Annotated in this window: 16 protein-coding genes; 12 read left to right on the forward strand and 4 right to left on the reverse strand. The window is 30.8% G+C overall.

Features of this window, described 5'->3' with window-relative positions:
- Positions 1-17 precede the first annotated feature (17 nt).
- On the reverse strand, positions 18-2,198 hold the full coding sequence (gene rnr / locus NLG42_RS04700) for a ribonuclease R (protein WP_089059709.1): 2,181 nt from the start codon (positions 2,196-2,198) through the stop codon (positions 18-20).
- A gap of 110 nt (positions 2,199-2,308) precedes the next feature.
- On the opposite strand from rnr, the gene NLG42_RS04705 reads away from it, so the two are divergent.
- Together NLG42_RS04705 and rpiB are read left to right on the forward strand one after the other, a co-directional pair.
- Positions 2,309-2,542 (forward strand): putative signal transducing protein, encoded by a 234-nt coding sequence (locus NLG42_RS04705; protein WP_089059708.1) that lies wholly within the window; start codon positions 2,309-2,311, stop codon positions 2,540-2,542.
- Between the two features lie 778 nt (positions 2,543-3,320).
- The gene (rpiB, locus tag NLG42_RS04710; RefSeq protein WP_257683125.1) at positions 3,321-3,752 is read left to right on the forward strand and encodes a ribose 5-phosphate isomerase B; all 432 of its coding nucleotides are present in this window, start codon (positions 3,321-3,323) and stop codon (positions 3,750-3,752) included.
- Positions 3,753-3,894: 142 nt separating this feature from the next.
- Here the strand turns inward: rpiB and NLG42_RS04715 are convergent, their stop codons facing one another.
- A complete protein-coding gene (locus NLG42_RS04715) occupies positions 3,895-4,164 on the reverse strand; it encodes a DUF1294 domain-containing protein (protein WP_257683126.1) in 270 nt (89 codons plus the stop codon).
- 83 nt (positions 4,165-4,247) lie between these two features.
- Between NLG42_RS04715 and NLG42_RS04720 the strand changes: the two genes are divergently transcribed.
- Positions 4,248-4,568, forward strand: a complete 321-nt coding sequence (locus tag NLG42_RS04720) for a BRO-N domain-containing protein (protein ID WP_257683127.1) — start codon at positions 4,248-4,250, stop codon at positions 4,566-4,568.
- 278 nt (positions 4,569-4,846) lie between these two features.
- Entirely contained in the window at positions 4,847-6,970 is a 2,124-nt protein-coding gene (locus NLG42_RS04725) for a Tex family protein (RefSeq protein ID WP_089053527.1), read from the forward strand.
- Between the two features lie 74 nt (positions 6,971-7,044).
- On the opposite strand, the gene NLG42_RS04730 is transcribed toward NLG42_RS04725, so the two are convergent.
- Positions 7,045-7,227: a Sec-independent protein translocase subunit TatA/TatB gene (locus NLG42_RS04730; protein WP_089059705.1), complete on the reverse strand. Its 183-nt coding sequence runs from the start codon at positions 7,225-7,227 to the stop codon at positions 7,045-7,047.
- Positions 7,228-7,436: 209 nt separating this feature from the next.
- Between NLG42_RS04730 and NLG42_RS04735 the strand changes: the two genes are divergently transcribed.
- From NLG42_RS04735 to NLG42_RS04770, 8 genes are all read left to right on the forward strand, one after another.
- The gene (locus NLG42_RS04735; protein ID WP_089059704.1) at positions 7,437-7,937 is read left to right on the forward strand and encodes a peptidase; all 501 of its coding nucleotides are present in this window, start codon (positions 7,437-7,439) and stop codon (positions 7,935-7,937) included.
- A 12-nt stretch (positions 7,938-7,949) separates the two neighbouring features.
- On the forward strand, positions 7,950-9,446 hold the full coding sequence (locus NLG42_RS04740) for a GH3 auxin-responsive promoter family protein (protein WP_257683128.1): 1,497 nt from the start codon (positions 7,950-7,952) through the stop codon (positions 9,444-9,446).
- A gap of 18 nt (positions 9,447-9,464) precedes the next feature.
- The gene (locus tag NLG42_RS04745) at positions 9,465-9,818 is read left to right on the forward strand and encodes an immunity protein Imm33 domain-containing protein (RefSeq protein WP_143394914.1); all 354 of its coding nucleotides are present in this window, start codon (positions 9,465-9,467) and stop codon (positions 9,816-9,818) included.
- 100 nt (positions 9,819-9,918) lie between these two features.
- Positions 9,919-11,598: a DUF6909 family protein gene (locus NLG42_RS04750; protein WP_089059701.1), complete on the forward strand. Its 1,680-nt coding sequence runs from the start codon at positions 9,919-9,921 to the stop codon at positions 11,596-11,598.
- Between the two features lie 9 nt (positions 11,599-11,607).
- A complete protein-coding gene (locus tag NLG42_RS04755) occupies positions 11,608-12,594 on the forward strand; it encodes a hypothetical protein (protein ID WP_099717849.1) in 987 nt (328 codons plus the stop codon).
- Positions 12,595-12,601: 7 nt separating this feature from the next.
- Entirely contained in the window at positions 12,602-13,906 is a 1,305-nt protein-coding gene (locus tag NLG42_RS04760) for an MATE family efflux transporter (protein ID WP_257683129.1), read from the forward strand.
- Between the two features lie 18 nt (positions 13,907-13,924).
- The gene (locus NLG42_RS04765) at positions 13,925-14,989 is read left to right on the forward strand and encodes a hypothetical protein (protein ID WP_257683130.1); all 1,065 of its coding nucleotides are present in this window, start codon (positions 13,925-13,927) and stop codon (positions 14,987-14,989) included.
- Between the two features lie 37 nt (positions 14,990-15,026).
- Positions 15,027-16,265 carry an O-antigen ligase family protein gene (locus NLG42_RS04770; protein ID WP_257683131.1) on the forward strand — a complete coding sequence of 413 codons (1,239 nt, stop codon included), beginning with the start codon at positions 15,027-15,029 and terminating at the stop codon, positions 16,263-16,265.
- Here the strand turns inward: NLG42_RS04770 and NLG42_RS04775 are convergent.
- Positions 16,234-17,310, reverse strand: a complete 1,077-nt coding sequence (locus NLG42_RS04775; RefSeq protein WP_257683132.1) for a glycosyltransferase — start codon at positions 17,308-17,310, stop codon at positions 16,234-16,236. The two genes, NLG42_RS04770 and NLG42_RS04775, sit on opposite strands and share 32 nt — an antisense overlap.
- Between the last annotated feature and the right edge of the window lie 27 nt (positions 17,311-17,337).

A 17,337-nucleotide genomic window follows, 5' to 3' on the forward strand; every position in this document is an offset into this window, starting at 1 on the left:
ATTTTTTTAATTAATATTTATTCAGCTCTTCGTAAAAAATGAAAATCAAGCTGCTTTTTAACTAAATCAGCATTTTTTACTTTAACATAAATTTCGTCTCCTAATTGCAAAATGCTGTTTGAAGTAGCTCCAACCAAAGCATATTGTTTTTCATCGAAAGTATAATAATCATCTTTTATTTCTCTGATTCTTACCATTCCCTCGCATTTATTAGAAACGATTTCTACATAAATTCCCCATTCAGTAACACCAGAAATAACTCCAAGGAATTCTTCGTCTTGATGATCCTGCATGTATTTAACCTGCATATATTTAATACTATCACGTTCAGCGTTTGTCGCTAAACCTTCCATATTTGAACAATGTAAACATTTAGTTTCATAAGTTTCTTCGTCTACAGAAGCTCCTCCATCCAAATAATACTGTAACAAACGATGTACCATAACGTCAGGATAACGACGAATTGGCGATGTAAAATGGCTGTAATAATCAAATGCTAAACCATAATGGCCAATATTATCTGTCGAATATTTGGCTTTACTCATACTTCTAATCGCAAGAGTATCAATTAAGTTTTGTTCTTTTTTACCATTTACTTCTTCCATCAAAGCATTCAATGATTTCGAAATATCGCCTTTGTTACGGAAATCTATTTTATAACCAAATTTAGCAATTACACTTTGCATCGCAATTAATTTGTCTTCATTTGGTTCATCGTGAATCCTGTAAACAAATGTTTTCTTTTGTTTTCCAATGTATTCAGCCACTTTTCTATTGGCTAAAAGCATGAATTCTTCAATTAAATGATTCGCATCTTTTGAAACTTTGAAGTAAACACCTTCTGGTTCGCCTTCAGCATCAAGATTAAATTTTACTTCTACTTTATCAAAAGAAATAGCACCATTCTGCATTCTTTTCTTTCTCAAAATCTTTGCTAATTCATCTAATTTTAAAGTTGCTTCTACAATTTCATCTGAAACAACATAAGAATCTCCAGTTATAGAGATATCAACTGGAATAGTATTATCTTTCGTTTCAATGATATATTGTGCTTCTTCGTAAGCAAAACGCTGATCTGAATAGATTACAGTTCTACCAAACCATTGGTTAATAACTTGTGCATTTGGAGAAATTTCAAAAACAGCAGAGAATGTATACTTTTCTTCATTCGGACGAAGTGAACAAGCAAAATTAGACAAAACTTCAGGAAGCATTGGCACTACTCTATCTACTAAATAAACCGAAGTTGCACGTTGATAAGCTTCATCATCTAAGATTGTTCCTTCTTCTAAATAATAAGAAACATCAGCAATGTGAATACCTATTTCATAATTTCCATTTTCTAACTTTTTGAATGACAATGCATCATCAAAATCTTTTGCATCTTTTGGGTCAATCGTGTACGTGAGTGTATCACGCATGTCACGACGTTTTGCTATTTCAGATTCCTGAATTGAAGTATCTAACTTTTGGGCATAAACCTCTACTTCTACCGGAAAATCTGCTGGTAAACCATATTCGGCTAAAATAGCATGAATCTCCGTATTGTGTTCTCCAGGTTTTCCTAAAACTCTGATTACAGATCCAAACGGACTATCGGCTCTTTTAGGCCAATCTTCTATTTTTACTAAAACTACATCACCATTTTCAGCTTCACCAATTTTATCCTTTGGAATAAAAATATCAGTATACATTTTAGGATTTGCAGTCGAAACAAAAGCAAAATTTGCCTGAATATCAATAACTCCAACAAACTCTGTTTTATCTCTTTCTAATACTTCAATTACTTCACCTTCAGGTCTTTTTCCTTTTCTTCTATTATAAACATAGACTTTAACTTTGTCTTTATCTAAAGCGCGATTTAGATTATTGGTCGGGATAAAAACATCTTCTGCAAAATCAGGACAAATAAAATAAGCCGTTTTTCTGCTCGTCATATCAATTGTTCCTTCGTAATAATCCTGACTGATTGCTTTTATTAAATACTTACCAGGTTCAGATTCTATAATCTTTTTTGAAGCAGCAAGAATTTTCAAATCCTTAATAATTTGATTTCTGCTTTTAGTATCGTCAAGTTCGAGCTTTGCTCCTATTTGCTTATAATTGAATGGTTTATTAGGGCTTTGCGATAAAATTTTTATTATTTTTCCAGAGAAATCCTTCTCATTTTTTATCGGCTTTCTAATTTTCTTACTCATATATCTTTTCTTATAAGGCTTAAAATTACAAATAAGATATTAGATAACACTTTTTAAAAATTAGAATTATTAAAAATATAACTTTTCGTACATTTACAAAAAGACCTAAAATGGAAAGCTTTCAAACCATCGCTACATTCAATTATCAGCACGAAACCGTAGTTCTCAAACACTTACTGGAACAAGAGGAAATTCCATATTTTTTTGAAAACGAAATGACACTTTCAGTTGTCCCAATGTACTCAACTGCGCTTGGCGGAATCAAACTCAAAGTTCATCCAAACGATTTCGAACAAGTTCAAGAAATTCTAGACAACTTGAACAATCCTCTTAAAATCGTTTAAACAGTTTCTTTTTTTCAAACTAAATTCATTTTTTTTCTTTTTAAACTATTTTAGTTTTCAACATATATTAAATACAACAAAAAAGATTTTTAAAAATTTAATAAAATTTGGTTGTTATTATAGTGTGTTAATATGTCGAATAAATTTATTTTTAAAAGTATTGAAATGAAGTTTCTCTTAGTTATTCTGAGTTATCAACATAGTTATTTTGAGCTAAAAGTTTAATTTTTAAGACTTTTTGTATTTTAATTAACAACGGTTGACAACCAAAAATGAATTCATTTTGTAGATAAGTTCATATGTTGATATTTGTTGAAAATGGTATTTTTGATATTGATAACTTTTCTAAAAATTCATGAAACTTTATTAGGATTTCTAATTGCAGTTTTGGATTAGGTTTTTTTTTGACACAACCAAAAAAAACTTCTAATTTTCTATCTCAACTTATTAACAAATAATGTTAACTTAAAGTTAATTGAATATCAACGAATTACGAATTGCTATTAACACTTTAAAATTTTAACAAAAAAGCTGTTTATTCTTTATTGATAATGAGATACTTATAGAGTTATTAAAAATGTTAATAAGTGATAAGTTTTTGAAAGTAAGATAGTTGTAAAATAAGGGTTTCAGGATATGAATTTCTAAAATGGAGCTTACAATTATGATTACTGTTTTTTAAAGTTAATAAGTATAAAATTTGTGAAAATTAGGGAAATTCGTGGCAAACATTTATTAATTGAGTAAATTTGCACAACACAACTTAATAGTATTAAAAATGAAAATTTCGATAGGAAACGACCACGCAGGACCAGAGTATAAAAAAGCAATTGTTGAAATGCTTAAAGCAAAAGGATATGAAGTAACTAATTATGGAACTGATTCTGAGAATTCTGTTGATTATCCTGATTTTGGACATCCTGTTGCAAATGATGTATCTGAAGGAAAAGCAGATTTTGGAATCGTTATCTGCGGAAGCGGTAACGGAATTGCAATGACTGTTAATAAACACCCGAAAGTAAGAGCTGGTTTATGCTGGACTAAAGAAATAGCTTATTTAACACGTTTACACAACGATGCTAATATTGTGAGTATTCCGGCACGCTTTACTTCTATTCCGCAAGCTGTAGAAATTGTTGAAACGTTTTTAGCAACTGCTTTTGAAGGCGGAAGACACCAAAATAGAGTAAACAAGATTGCTTGTTCGTAAAACAAAAAAACGGGTGTTTCACACCAATAAATAATAAACACACCGGATGGATTTTTAAAATTTATCCGGTTTTTTATGTTTTTAAATTACTGTAATTCAGTTTTATATGTTTATTTTTTAAGGTTATTAACATTGTTAATATCTATATTTTCCCATTTATTATCAGGTAAATCAAAACGGCTTGAAGAATAAAAATGATTGAAAATTTTACAATAAATGACATTTTACTCGTTTTATGTCTAAAGAGTAACATTGCTGTTAATAAACCAATTGTTCCACCAATTGCTTCTAGAAAAAATAAGGTATTTTCTGGGATTCTTTGTTTATTTTTTCTAGCTTGATGTTTATCATATCCAGCAAGAATAAAAACGATTATATTTATAAACAATAATGATATAAAAAAAACTTTCATAGGTATAGTATCATAAACAAAGATATTATTTTGGTGTTATATTAAAAATCAAAATATTTCATTAAAAGTATAAAACATAGAAAATGAGTCCAGTACAATTATTTGAACAAAAAAAAGTAAGAAGTCATTATGATGCTGAAAAAGAGATTTGGTATTTCTCAGTAATTGATGTTATTCAAATTTTAACAGATAGCGTTAATCCAAGAGATTATTGGTATAAAATGAAAATCCGAGTTAAAACTGTTGATGGACTTGAACTGTCGACAATCTGTCGACAGTTCAAAATGCTTGCTGAAGATGGAAAAAATCGACTTACTGATACTGCAGATACTGAAACTTTACTACGTTTAATTCAATCTATTCCTTCTCCAAAAGCAGAACTTTCTACACGCCAAATAGCTTAAAGCGATGCAGCAAAAGGAATAATAGAAAATGCGAGAGCGAGTAAAAAAGGAGGAGCAATCGCAAAAAATGCCCGAATTGCTTTAGAAGATAAAACGGGAAAAAGTGTTGTAACAGGAGAAAATTTCTTGCCTCCAGGAAAAAAAAGTTAGAGTAAATTAGAAACAATTTTTTTAAATATTTAGTTTATTTTTGATCCAGTTAAACTAACAAATAACATAAAACCTTTGCATAATTTGCAAGATAATTTTTGCATCTGTGAGGTTAAAATAAAATACGAATGACTAATATTCAATTCATTGCCAAGTCTGTTCAAACTGCAGCAATTAACATTCAAAATACCGTTAAATTATTAGAGGAAGATTGTACGATTCCGTTCATTTCTCGATATCGAAAAGACACTACAGGAAATCTTGATGAAGTTGTAATTGAACAAATTGCGAAACTTCAAAAAGAATATGAAACGCTTACAAAACGTAAAGAAGCCGTTCTAAAATCAATTGAAGAGCAAAAAGCACTTACACCAGAATTAAAACAAAAAATAGAGCAGAGTTTTGATTTACAGGAAATAGAAGATTTTTACCTTCCATACAAAAAGAAGAAAAAAACTAAAGCTGATGTTGCGCGCGAATTTGGTTTAGAACCGTTGGCGAAAATCATAATGTCTGAAAATGATGTTGATGTAGATTTTATTTCTACTCAATACATCAATGAAAATGTTGTTAACGAAGAAGCTGCTATGCAAGGCGCACGAGATATTGTTGCAGAATGGATTAACGAGAATATTTATGTTCGTAAGCAGCTTCGTAGATTGTATCAGCGAAAAGCAACGATTGGAACTAAAGTTGTAAAAAAGAAAGCCGAAGAAGAAGGAGCACAAAAATTCAGTCAGTATTTTGATTGGGAAGAGCCTTTAACTAAAACACCTTCGCATAGATTATTAGCTATGCTTCGTGCTGAAAATGAAGGTTTTGTTAAAATGAAAATTGATGTTGATATTGATGATGCTTACGATGTTATTGATGAAATTATCATTAAAAAACAAAACAGTACAACAGCTCATTTGCAATTAGCAATCGAGGACAGTTATAAACGTTTATTGAATCCAGCAATAGGAAACGAAACTTTGCAAGAAGCAAAAGCAAAAGCTGATGCTAATTCGATTCAGGTTTTTGCTAATAATTTAGGACAGCTTTTATTGGCTCCGCCATTAGGTGAAAAACGAATTTTGGCAATTGATCCAGGTTTTAGAAGTGGTTGTAAAGTAGTTTGTTTGGATGAAAAAGGCGATTTATTATACAACGAAACAATTTATCCGCACGCGCCTCAAAATGAGGAAACAATGGCTATCAAGAAAATCCGTTCGATGGTAAACGCTTATCAAATTGATGCCATTTCTATTGGTAACGGAACTGCTTCTAGAGAAACGGAGTTTTTCATCAAAAAAATCGCGTTTGATAAACCATTACAGGTTTTTATAGTTTCGGAGGCTGGAGCTTCAGTTTATTCAGCATCAAAAATTGCGAGAGAAGAATTTCCTAATTATGATGTAACGGTTCGTGGCTCAGTTTCTATTGGCCGCCGACTTTCAGATCCTTTGGCTGAATTGGTAAAAATTGATCCAAAAGCAATTGGAGTAGGACAATATCAACACGATGTTGATCAAACGAAATTAAAAGAAGAATTAGATAATACTGTAATTCGCTGTGTGAACTCAGTTGGAATTAATATTAATACAGCAAGTAAACACTTACTGAGTTATGTGAGTGGAATAGGAGAGAAGCTGGCTGAAAATATTGTACAATATCGATCAGAAAATGGTCCTTTTGAAGATAGAAAGCAATTGAAGAAAGTTCCGCGTTTGGGTGATAAAGCATATCAGCAAGGTGCGGCATTTATTCGAATTTCTAATGCTAAAAATCCATTAGATAATTCTGCGGTTCATCCAGAAGCTTATCCAGTTGTTGAAAAAATGGCAAAAGATTTGAAACTTTCAGTAAATGATTTAATTGCAAACAAAGAGAAAACAGCGCTTATTAAGGCCGAAAACTATATTACACCTGAAATTGGTTTACTTACACTGAAAGACATCATAAAAGAGCTTGAAAAGCCAGGATTAGACCCGAGAAAATCGGCTAAGGTTTTTGAATTTGATGCAAATGTAAAATCAATCAAAGATTTAAAAACAGGAATGATTTTACCAGGAATTGTGAATAACATTACCAATTTTGGCTGTTTTGTTGACATTGGAATCAAAGAAAGCGGACTGGTTCATATTTCTCAATTAAAAGCCGGTTTTGTGAGCGACGTGAATGAAGTTGTAAAATTACATCAGCATGTTGATGTAAAAGTTACTGAGGTCGATGAGGACAGAAAGAGAATTCAGTTGACGATGATTTTGTAAAACTCTAAATTGAAATAAAAAAAATCCCAAGCTACAATTTGTAACTTGGGATTTTTTAATAAGGTTGTAAATTCTTATTTAGTTTCTTCCTCTTCTTTTTTAGCAGGAGGCGTAGTTTGATCGTCTTTAGCAGCGTTTTTAAATTCTTTAATTCCGCTTCCTAAACCTTTCATTAATTCTGGAATTTTTTTACCTCCAAAAAGTAATATCACAATACCTACTATAACAAGGATTTCTGTAAGACCTAATCTTCCCATGATTGTATAATTAATGCCGAAGCAAATTGATTTTCAAATTCTACCGCAAAGGTATATAGAATATACGAACAACAAGGGTTTTTGGTTTAAAATATTTATTACTTACTGCGTTAAATATTCTATAAAATATTAAAATTGCTGTGTTTGCTCATTTTTGTCAGACAGCAGCAATATGATTAATTACTATATTTGCTTGTATAATTAACCAAATGACTAAGAAAAAATTCAATTTTAGAAAAAATTTGTTCATCAAAAACCGCTTGGTAATCTTGAATGAAGAAACTTTTGAAGAAATTTTTTCATTTAAACTCAACTTAATGAACGTTTTTGTAACGTTTACTCTAGGCGGTATATTTTTAATATTAGTAACCACTTTTATTATTGCTTTTACTCCTTTACGCGAATTTATTCCCGGATATTCTTCATCACAATTAAAAAGAAATGCAACGGAACTCGCCATAAAATCAGATTCATTAGAGAGAGCTTTAAGGAAAAATGAAGCTTACATAAAAGGGATTCAAAAAGTGTTGAAAGGAGAATTAGAATATGCAAAATTCAATAAAGATTCTATATTAGCAGATGTTGATGAACCTTCTGATGTAAATATGAAAACAACCGAAGAAGAAATTAAGCTTAGAGAAGAAGTTGCGAAAATGGAGAAGGAATCTACCAATTCTAAAGCTGTTAAAAATAAAAAAGAAAAGAAGTAATACCATTAAAAAATGTCTATTAAATCAGTAGCAGCAAAACTATTTGCCAGCAAAATATATCATAAAACACAGGCTTGGGCCAATAAACCAGTAGAAACTCAAAATGAAATATTTAAGAGTTTAATCAGCGATGCAAAAGAAACTGTGTTTGGAAAAGATCATCATTTTAAAAAGATAAAAACAATTGATGATTTTCAAAAGAATGTTCCAGTTCGAGATTACGAAGATTTAAAATCGTATATCGATAGAGTAAAACAGGGAGAAGAGAATATTCTTTGGAAAGGAAAACCAATTTATTTTGCTAAAACCTCTGGAACAACTTCTGGAGCAAAATACATTCCGCTTACAAAAGAGTCAATGCCATCTCATATAAAAGCTTCTCGAAATGCAATTTTGCATTATATTTATGAAACTGGAAATGCTGATTTTGTAGATGGAAAAATGATTTTCCTACAGGGAAGTCCAATTTTAGTTGAAAAATACGGAATCAAATTTGGAAGATTATCTGGAATTGGAGCGCACTTTGTACCAAAATATCTGCAGAAAAACAGAATGCCATCTTGGGAAACCAATTGTATTGAAGATTGGGATACTAAAGTAAATGCAATTGTAGAGGAAACGATCAATCAAGATATGACCATAATTTCGGGAATTCCGTCTTGGGTACAAATGTATTTTGAGCGTTTACAAGAAAAAAGCGGTGGTAAGAAAATAGGGGATTTATTCAAAAATTTTAATTTGTTTATTTACGGCGGAGTTAATTATGAACCTTATCGTGCAAAGTTCGAAAACATGATTGGCCGCAAAGTAGACAGTATCGAATTGTTTCCTGCTTCTGAAGGTTTTTTTGCCTATCAAGATTCTCAGAAACAAAAAGGAATGCTTTTGCTTTTGAATTCGGGAATTTTCTATGAGTTTATTAAAGCCGATGAATTCTTTACCGATCCCGATGGTTCGGGACCAAAAAGTTATACGATTGGCGAAGTAGAAATGGGGATTAATTATGCCTTAATAGTTTCTACAAATGCTGGGCTTTGGCGCTATAATATTGGCGATACCGTTCAGTTTACCTCTTTGTTTCCACATAGAGTTATTGTTTCAGGACGTATCAAACATTATATTTCTGCTTTTGGAGAACACGTTATTGCTAATGAAGTCGAAAATGCGATGAAAGAAGCTACTGCAGGAACAAATATTGTAATAAACGAATTTACCGTAGCGCCTCAAATTACACCATCAAACGGATTACCATATCATGAATGGTTTATCGAATTTGAAAAAGAACCAGAGAATATGGAAAATTTTGCGGAAGCAATTGACGATTCAATGCGAAAACAAAACATTTATTATGATGATTTAATCACCGGAAACGTTTTGAGAAAAGTAGTTATTACCAAAGTTTCGAAAAATGGATTTCAGGAATATATGAAATCGCAGGGAAAATTAGGTGGACAAAATAAAATTCCGAGATTGTCAAATGATAGAAAGATTGTGGATAATTTGAAGTAAGCAAATAATAGTTGTTCTATGAAAAAAAGATTAAATTTAGTAATTCTAATTTCATTTTTTGGATTTGGAAATGCTACTGGACAAATAAAAAAGCATTTTAAGGATGCGCCAAACACTACTGTTTTTACAACCACATTTGTTCTTAAAGAAAAGAAAACTATTACTTATGTTACACATGATGCTGAAGATGGTGCCTGGCAATTTTTTAGTAATGATAAGTTTGAGAGTTTTGAGAAAGTTGCGCAAATTGTTAGTTTGGAACAAATCATAAAAATTGATAAAACTTTATTAGAATTGGCTGATTTGCCTTTAGGATACATAGCTACAAGAAAAAGTCTGAAAGATAAATGGAAAATTGAAAAAGCCGAATAATAATAAGATATTAACTTTAATGGTATTTATAATTCCTAATTTCGTTTAATAAAATACCACAGATATCTTCTCAAAAAGAAGATTTTTAAAATAAAAAAATATGAAAGAAACTAAACATATATCAAGATCAAGAGCTCAGGAATCATCTGCAGCTATAGAAAAAATGTACATTACAATGCGTCACTTATTCAACCGTGGTTTTTATAAACCAATGGGAGTTTCGGGTGATAGTTTAAGAGAATCATTATTAGCTTTACGCCCAGAAATTTATGGGAATATTGCCGAAGAAAAAGTAGAATTAAATGGGCTTTTATACGTTATAGAACGTTTACCAATAGGAATCGAACAATGCAGGTTCATCAATTTAACTTCAGACGAAGGTTATTCTAAATCGCATTTTCAGCCAATTGTTCCTCCAAAAAGAAGAAGAAATTGTTACCGAATCGATGAAGAACAAATGAATGTTGAAATCACGCGCGGACGTTCTGATATTTATGATATTCTGACACATTTGACTTTTATTTTTATCGAATCGCACAAAATTAAAAATAGAGTTTTATTAGATGACGGCGGCGAGGTTTCTCGCGATTGGCTTAAATTAGAACAAGCTGTAATGCAGACTAAAAAGCTGGCACAGATTGAAAAAGAAAAAGCGATTTCGCACGTTGCAAACATTTTAGGCCGAACTTTTGAAGAGGTTTTGGACATTTATGACGCTTTTGGTTCTGAAAATGCACCTGATCGTTTTCTGCACGTTATTTACTGGTTAGGAAAACTAGCAATCGAAGAAATTGTTGAAAACAATAAACGTACAATTACTTTCAGTCCTGTTTTACGCGAGCGTTTAGGACACCATATTCATGGAGAAATCTGGGCAACAAATATCAAGGAAGTTTTAAAAGCAAATGATCTTCTAAAAAGACCAATTCACGTAATTAGTGCTAATATGCACAGTGTGATGAACTCGATTTTTGCAACACCTTTGCTGAAAACAAAATTTAAAGGAAAAACAGATTTCTTTATTTATGAAGAATTAAGCAACTCAGGCTCAAAAGAAATTAGAGGTCATGTTGAAGAATTGGCTTTGAAAAACGGAATGATTTCACTTCCTGATACTTCGGGAACCAATATAGATGTTCAAATTTTTGATACTGCAAAAATCGATTGGTCAAAAACAGCATTTTCTGAAGCTAAAATCGGTGATGAAAAACCAGTAATTATCGTAATGGATTATGCATTTGGTGAGCAGGCTTATGAAACTATCGACGAGCTTTTAAAACCGTTTAAAAAAGAAACGTTACTAAACGTAAAATCAGTTTCGATAATGGGTAAAGCTGGAATTCTTGAAGGAGGAAAAGGCGATATTATGATTCCTACAGCTCATATAAATGAAGGAACGGCTGATAATTATTTCTTTGAAAATGAATTAACAGGCGCCATGTTTGAAGGAAACGATATTGCAGTTTTTGAAGGTGCAATGGTTACTGTTTTAGGAACATCTTTGCAAAATAGAGATTTGTTGAAATTTTTCCACGAATCTACTTGGGGCGTAATTGGTCTTGAAATGGAAGGATCTTATTACCAAAAAGCGATACAATCAGCTTCAAAAATTAGAAAAAGTGTGCCGCACGATATAAAAGTTCGTTATGCTTATTACGCTTCAGATAATCCATTAGAAACGGGAAGTACTTTGGCTTCTGGCGGACTAGGAACAACAGGTGTTAAACCAACTTATTTGATTACTATTAAAATTTTAGAACAAATTTTCAACGTAAAATAAAAAACGTAAATGAGTACAAAAGTACCCCAAAACAATTCAGATCAGGAAATTGATATTTTTGATTTATCGAAAACAATCAGGAATTTTTTTGATAGAATAAGTGCCTCTATTTTTAAATCAATTCAGTTTTTTATTCGAAACTGGATAATTGTATTGATTTTGGTTGTTGTTGGATTTGGCTTGGGGTGGTTTTTGGATTCAAACAAAAAAACATTTGAAAATGAGGTTATTGTAACACCCAATTTTGGCAGTGTTGATTACTTATATTCCAAAATAGATTTAATCGAGTCTAAAATTGTCTCTGGAGATACAGTTTTCTTAAAAAAGGTTGTTGGAATTTCGAATCCAAAAGCAATCAAAAAAATTGAAATTAAACCAATCGCCGACGTTTATAAATTTATCGAAGACAAAGAGCAAAACTTTGAACTCATAAAATTAATGGCTGAGGTTGGTGAAGTAAAAAAAGTTTTAGAAGATAATATAACGAGCAAAAATTATACTTTTCATACTATTTCGTTTGTATCAAACAAAGAAGCTGATGAAAAAGAAATAGTTGCACCATTGATGCAGTATTTAAACAGTTCGGAGTATTTTAATACACTTCAAAAAATAGGATATAAAAACTTAGAACAGCAAATTGCTAAAAATGATACTATCATTGCTCAAATTGACGATGTTTTAAATGGTTTTTCGAGCACAGTTAAAAATGGGCCAAAAAACGATAAATTGGTTTATTATAATGAGAATACGCAACTTAATGATCTAATTAAATCAAAACAGTATTTAATAGTTGATCAAGGAAGAAATAGACTAAAGCTGGTGAATTACGATAAAGCAATTAAAGAGATTACTACAACTTTGAACATAAATATTGTAAAGCTTACAAATGGTAATTTTAAAATTTTGCTTCCTTTAATCTTTATTTTCCTTTTTGTTTTTGTGCATTTATTCAAAAAATTCTACAACAGTCAGCTTTTAAAATCTCAGATTAAATAACGACGCATTGAAAACGAATAAAATCTTTGAGAGAATTTCGCAAAATGCATTTTTAAAACAAAGTCTGAGTACTTTGTTTTTGAGGATTTTTGGAGTTGTTTTACTTTTTGGTTTCACCATATTTCTAACAAAATTTTACAGTCCTAAATTAGTAGGGCAGTATGATTTTGCACGTTCCTTTCTTTTAGCCATCGGAAGTATATGTTTACTGGGTTTCGATCAGTCTATTTTGTATTTTAAAGGCAGATTGTCAGGCACTGGAGGACTTGAACAATTAAAAAAAATTTACTTTAAAATGGTTACAATGCTTTTTGTAACTTCAATTGCCGCGATTGTTATTGTTACTGCAATCAGTAAAGAAATAATAAACAATTACTTTTCAGATAATGAGGTTTATTCCATTTTATTAAAAGGCACAGCAACGTTGTTTTTTTATGGAATTTCGACTTTAAATACAGAAATTTTCAGAGCTTTAGATAAATTATATACGGCTGAATTGTTTAGAAATGTTGTTAAATATGTTCCATTAATCACAGGTTCGATTATTTTATTTTACTGGCACAAAGAAACCTGTTTGGTTGATGTTTTTTTGATTGGTTTTGTTTTGCTTTCAATTATTAGTTCTGTATATGTTTTTATTTATTTTAAAGAGCTTACAGTCACAGAAGGTAACGATGGTTTTTCGCATAAAGAAGTATTCTTAAAATCGTACCCAATTGCTATAAGCGGAATGGCAATGTTTCTTTTAATGAGTTTTGATATTATGTTTTTAAAGAAGTATCGAAATGATGAAACCGTTGCTTTTTATTCTGTTGGTTTTAAAGTAATGACCATTGTTTCAGTAATAATTTTAACTATTAATATTACTGTTTCAGCAAAAATTGCAGAGTTTTTTGCGAAAGACAATAAAGAAGAATTAAAAAGAATTTTACGAAATAGTGTTCGTTTAATTTTCGGAATTACATTTCCGGTAATAGTTATTATCAGCTTGTTTTCTGAGTATGTATTGTCTTTTTTCGGACATCAATATGTTGTTGCAAAAGAAGCTTTTTTAATTTTAATAATTGGTCAAGGTATTTGCTCCGCTTTTGGGTCTGCGCCGGTTTATTTGAATATGACGGGAAGGCAGCATATTTTTCAGATTGTTTTAATTGCGGCAGTAGTTATTAACTTTCTTTTAAACCGATTTTTAATTCCTGAGTATGGAATGGTTGGTGCGGCAATTGCATTTGTTTCGAGTTCTATTTTTTGGAATAGCGTTGTAGCTTTAATTATTTATCGAAAAGATAAAATATTGATTTTTTTACATTAATAAACAGAGAATCTATAGATGAAAACCAAAATAGAAAAAAGCAAAGCAGCATTTTTGCTCATTGCAACAGCTAATTTAGCAGTTGCGGCGGCAGCTTTTTTTATTTTGCCTCCCAAGTTTTTTTACGACGCTGCAATTATTGCCTTCGATAAAGGAAATGAAATTGGATATGTTGGAAGCTATCCTGTTTCGATTTTATTGTATAAAATTTCCGGACTGTGTTATTTACCTTTTCCAGTCATTGCTTTAATTCAGGTTCCTATTTTAATGTATGTTTTCTACAAAATAGGTATTCCAGATCATTTTGAAAAGCTCAACGTCAAGAACATTTTGGTTTATATGGCATTTTTAATGATTGCCATTTTTGTGTCAATGCCGTCAAAAGAGTTTATAACCTTTTTGTATCTCTCTCCAATCGTTTTTATGTGCTTAAACGAACAAATTTCGTTAAAACGAACAATTATATACACGGTACTTTTATTGTTGGTTTTTGGAGTGTTTTTTCGTCCTTATTATCTTTTAATTCCAGTTATTGGCGGCGGAATGTATTTAGTAAGCTTAGTAAGTTTTAAAAGTAAAACGATCACCACACTGTTTTATGGTTTGCTAATTGCGGTTTTTTTATCCTTTAGTCATGGTATTTTAAAAGGAAAATACCTTTCAGAAATAAGTCGTGAAGTTGTGAATAATGAGCGTATAGGTTCTGCCGATGCCAATTCTATTATTATTTCTCCTGTTCAGACAAATACGTGGTATGGAGAAACCATTGGTATATTTTACGGTTTTTTTACAGTCAATATTCCAATAAACGGTTTAAAACACCTATTATCACCACAAATAATTATATTTATAATCTGGCAGTTATTGCTGTTTTACATCTTATTAGTTCGGTTTGCAAAATGTTTAGCAGATAGAAAAAGATATTCAAAAGAGCTTTTAATACTGCTGATTATTTTTTCTTTTTTTATTGTACAAGGAGTTTTCGAACCCGATTTAGGTACCGCAGTACGACATAAAATGGGTGTTTTTCCACTAATTTACTTTGCATTATACTATGAATCTTTCAGAAAAAAACTTCAATAAATTATTCCATGTTTTTTTGTGTCTGATTGCAATTGCAATGATATTCAGAAAGCCATGTTCGCTGCTTATTATTTTGTTTGGTCTTTTTAGTTTAATCTGCGTAAAGAAATTAAAATTCAGTAAAACAGCCTTAATTTTAGTTGCCTGTATCGCTTCACCGCTTTTGTTAGAATTATTGTTTTTTTGGAACAATGATTCTTTATCTAAAGGATTAAAAGCAGTTGAAAAGAGCACTTCACTGCTATTATTTCCAATTTTTATTATCGGTAATTATCAGCGTGTAAAATTTTTAAAATTAGCAGAGACTTATTGTATTGCAACAACAACAATGATACTGTTTTTTTTAACTAGATTTTGCATGGTTTATCCTGACTTAGTAAATAAATATTTAAGCGGAATTGACCTTTGGGAAATGGGTTACAAGTTTGCTGGCAGCATTGGTATTCATGCTCCGGCTTTAAACATGCATTTGGCCTTTGTTTCTATTTGTGCATTCTATTTTGTGTTTTACAGCTTTCAGTATAAAGAAAAAAGTACTCTTAAAATACTTCGAATAATTGTTTTTTTGCTCTCATTTTTCTTTGTTCTTTTAGTAAATACCAGAATGGCGCTTCTTAATGCTTTGATTGGTTTTTTGATTGTTTTCATTTTCGAAATAAAATCAAGATTCAGCATAAAAAAGATCATAGTAACAGCAATAACCACTTTACTTGTATTAGGCAGTATTTTGTTCGTTTTCATTCAGAAAAACCCTTATATGAAGGAGAAATATTCTAGTGTAACTTTCGCATATATGGATAAAGTGGGAAAATTAGATGAAATTGATCATCCAGAAATTTATGCTTTCAATTCATTAGCAACAAGACTTTCAATTTGGAAATCAGCTTGGGAATTATCCGTTAAAAATCTTCCTTTTGGAGTAGGAGCTTCTGATGGAAAACCAGAATTAAATAAATATTTTAAAGCAACCAATCAGCAGTTTTTAGCTAAATACGAATTTCCAACACACAACCAGTTTTTAGATTTTTTATTAAAGTTCGGATTTCTTGGTCCTTTAGTAGTAATGTTCTATATTTTAGGTATTGGATATCTGGGATATGATTTGAAAAATGCCATAATAATTTCATTTTTCATTCTGTTTTTTACTTCAAATTTAACCGATGATTTTTTACTTAGATTTGATGGTATTGCCTTCAGCGGATTTTGGTTTTCTGTTTTTTCAAGTTATTGGCTGCAGCAAAAAACTATTCTTGGTACAAATCAGAAAGCTGTTTAAAGTTTTTGGTTTTATCAAAAATATCCCAGCATCGATTTAATGCATTTTCACCAAAAACAGCTCTTGTTTTTGGATCTTTTAAGGTATCAAAATAACTATCGAGTTCCTTGATTTCGTCAAAAAGGAATCCAGTTTCATTAGGAACAACAATATCTTTATTGCCAATAATATTGGTAGCAATTACTGGTTTTTCTAATGCCATTGCTTCTAGAATTGCAATTGGAAGACCTTCCCAAAGAGAAGTTTGAAGATAAACATCAATTGAATTTAATATTTTGAAAACAGCATTTTTATCTAAAATCCAACCCGTAATTTGAGCGTTTGGTGCTGTAATCAAATGGTTTTGTTCTCCATCTCCAATCCAGATAAAATTAAAATCAGGAAATCGTAAAGCAATATCATTAAACAATTTGGGATTTTTTGCTGCAGTTATTCTGCCCAGTACTCCAATTGTTAATTTTGTATTTTGATGAGGTAACAAGTATTGGCGAATTTCATTTATATCAACGCCGTTTCTAATGAGTTTTGAAGAACCAATATTTTTAGCAATCTCAAATTCAGTATCACCACAGGCAACAGTTGTTCCTCCAAATATTCGCTGAATGCTTTTTTCTATAACAAAATAAAACTTTTTTGTACGATTCGAGATGTCCGTTCTTAAAAAAACATATCCGTGAGGAGAATAAAAAACCGGTATTTTTTTGAATAAGAAAAAAGAAGAAATCCGACCTAAAACACCAGCTTTTGAAGAATGAAGATGAACTATATCAGGATTAATTTTTTTAAGTTCTCGTGTAAGTTTAATAATAGATTTTAAATCTTTCGTAAGAGAAATTTCTCGAACCATATTAAGGTTTATTAAGTTAACATTTTTTGAGAACTCAGCGTTAACCTTTTGAAAACTAACACCATTTCTATTACTGCTGTAAATAATAGTGCTTTCGATGTTTTTGCTTATTTTTTCATCACCAAAGTAAGCTGATAAATCTTTAAAATAAGTATAAACACCGCCTTCTAGTGCCTCAACAATATGTACAACTTTCAAAACATTTAAAATTTAGAATCGTAAAAA

Origin of the sequence: Flavobacterium plurextorum, from assembly GCF_024638035.1 — a bacterium.
Taxonomy (GTDB): Bacteria; Bacteroidota; Bacteroidia; order Flavobacteriales; family Flavobacteriaceae; genus Flavobacterium; species Flavobacterium plurextorum.

Coding starts and splice junctions, on each gene's coding strand:
- NLG42_RS04715 (WP_257683126.1), bottom strand. CDS start 4,164: ATGAAAGTTTTTTTTATATCATTATTGTTTATAAATATAATCGTTTTT.
- NLG42_RS04740 (WP_257683128.1), top strand. CDS start 7,950: ATGTCTATTAAATCAGTAGCAGCAAAACTATTTGCCAGCAAAATATAT.
- NLG42_RS04735 (WP_089059704.1), top strand. CDS start 7,437: ATGACTAAGAAAAAATTCAATTTTAGAAAAAATTTGTTCATCAAAAAC.
- NLG42_RS04745 (WP_143394914.1), top strand. CDS start 9,465: ATGAAAAAAAGATTAAATTTAGTAATTCTAATTTCATTTTTTGGATTT.
- NLG42_RS04730 (WP_089059705.1), bottom strand. CDS start 7,227: ATGGGAAGATTAGGTCTTACAGAAATCCTTGTTATAGTAGGTATTGTG.
- NLG42_RS04720 (WP_257683127.1), top strand. CDS start 4,248: ATGAGTCCAGTACAATTATTTGAACAAAAAAAAGTAAGAAGTCATTAT.
- NLG42_RS04705 (WP_089059708.1), top strand. CDS start 2,309: ATGGAAAGCTTTCAAACCATCGCTACATTCAATTATCAGCACGAAACC.
- rpiB (WP_257683125.1), top strand. CDS start 3,321: ATGAAAATTTCGATAGGAAACGACCACGCAGGACCAGAGTATAAAAAA.
- rnr (WP_089059709.1), bottom strand. CDS start 2,198: ATGAGTAAGAAAATTAGAAAGCCGATAAAAAATGAGAAGGATTTCTCT.
- NLG42_RS04725 (WP_089053527.1), top strand. CDS start 4,847: ATGACTAATATTCAATTCATTGCCAAGTCTGTTCAAACTGCAGCAATT.
- NLG42_RS04750 (WP_089059701.1), top strand. CDS start 9,919: ATGAAAGAAACTAAACATATATCAAGATCAAGAGCTCAGGAATCATCT.
- NLG42_RS04765 (WP_257683130.1), top strand. CDS start 13,925: ATGAAAACCAAAATAGAAAAAAGCAAAGCAGCATTTTTGCTCATTGCA.
- NLG42_RS04770 (WP_257683131.1), top strand. CDS start 15,027: ATGATATTCAGAAAGCCATGTTCGCTGCTTATTATTTTGTTTGGTCTT.
- NLG42_RS04755 (WP_099717849.1), top strand. CDS start 11,608: ATGAGTACAAAAGTACCCCAAAACAATTCAGATCAGGAAATTGATATT.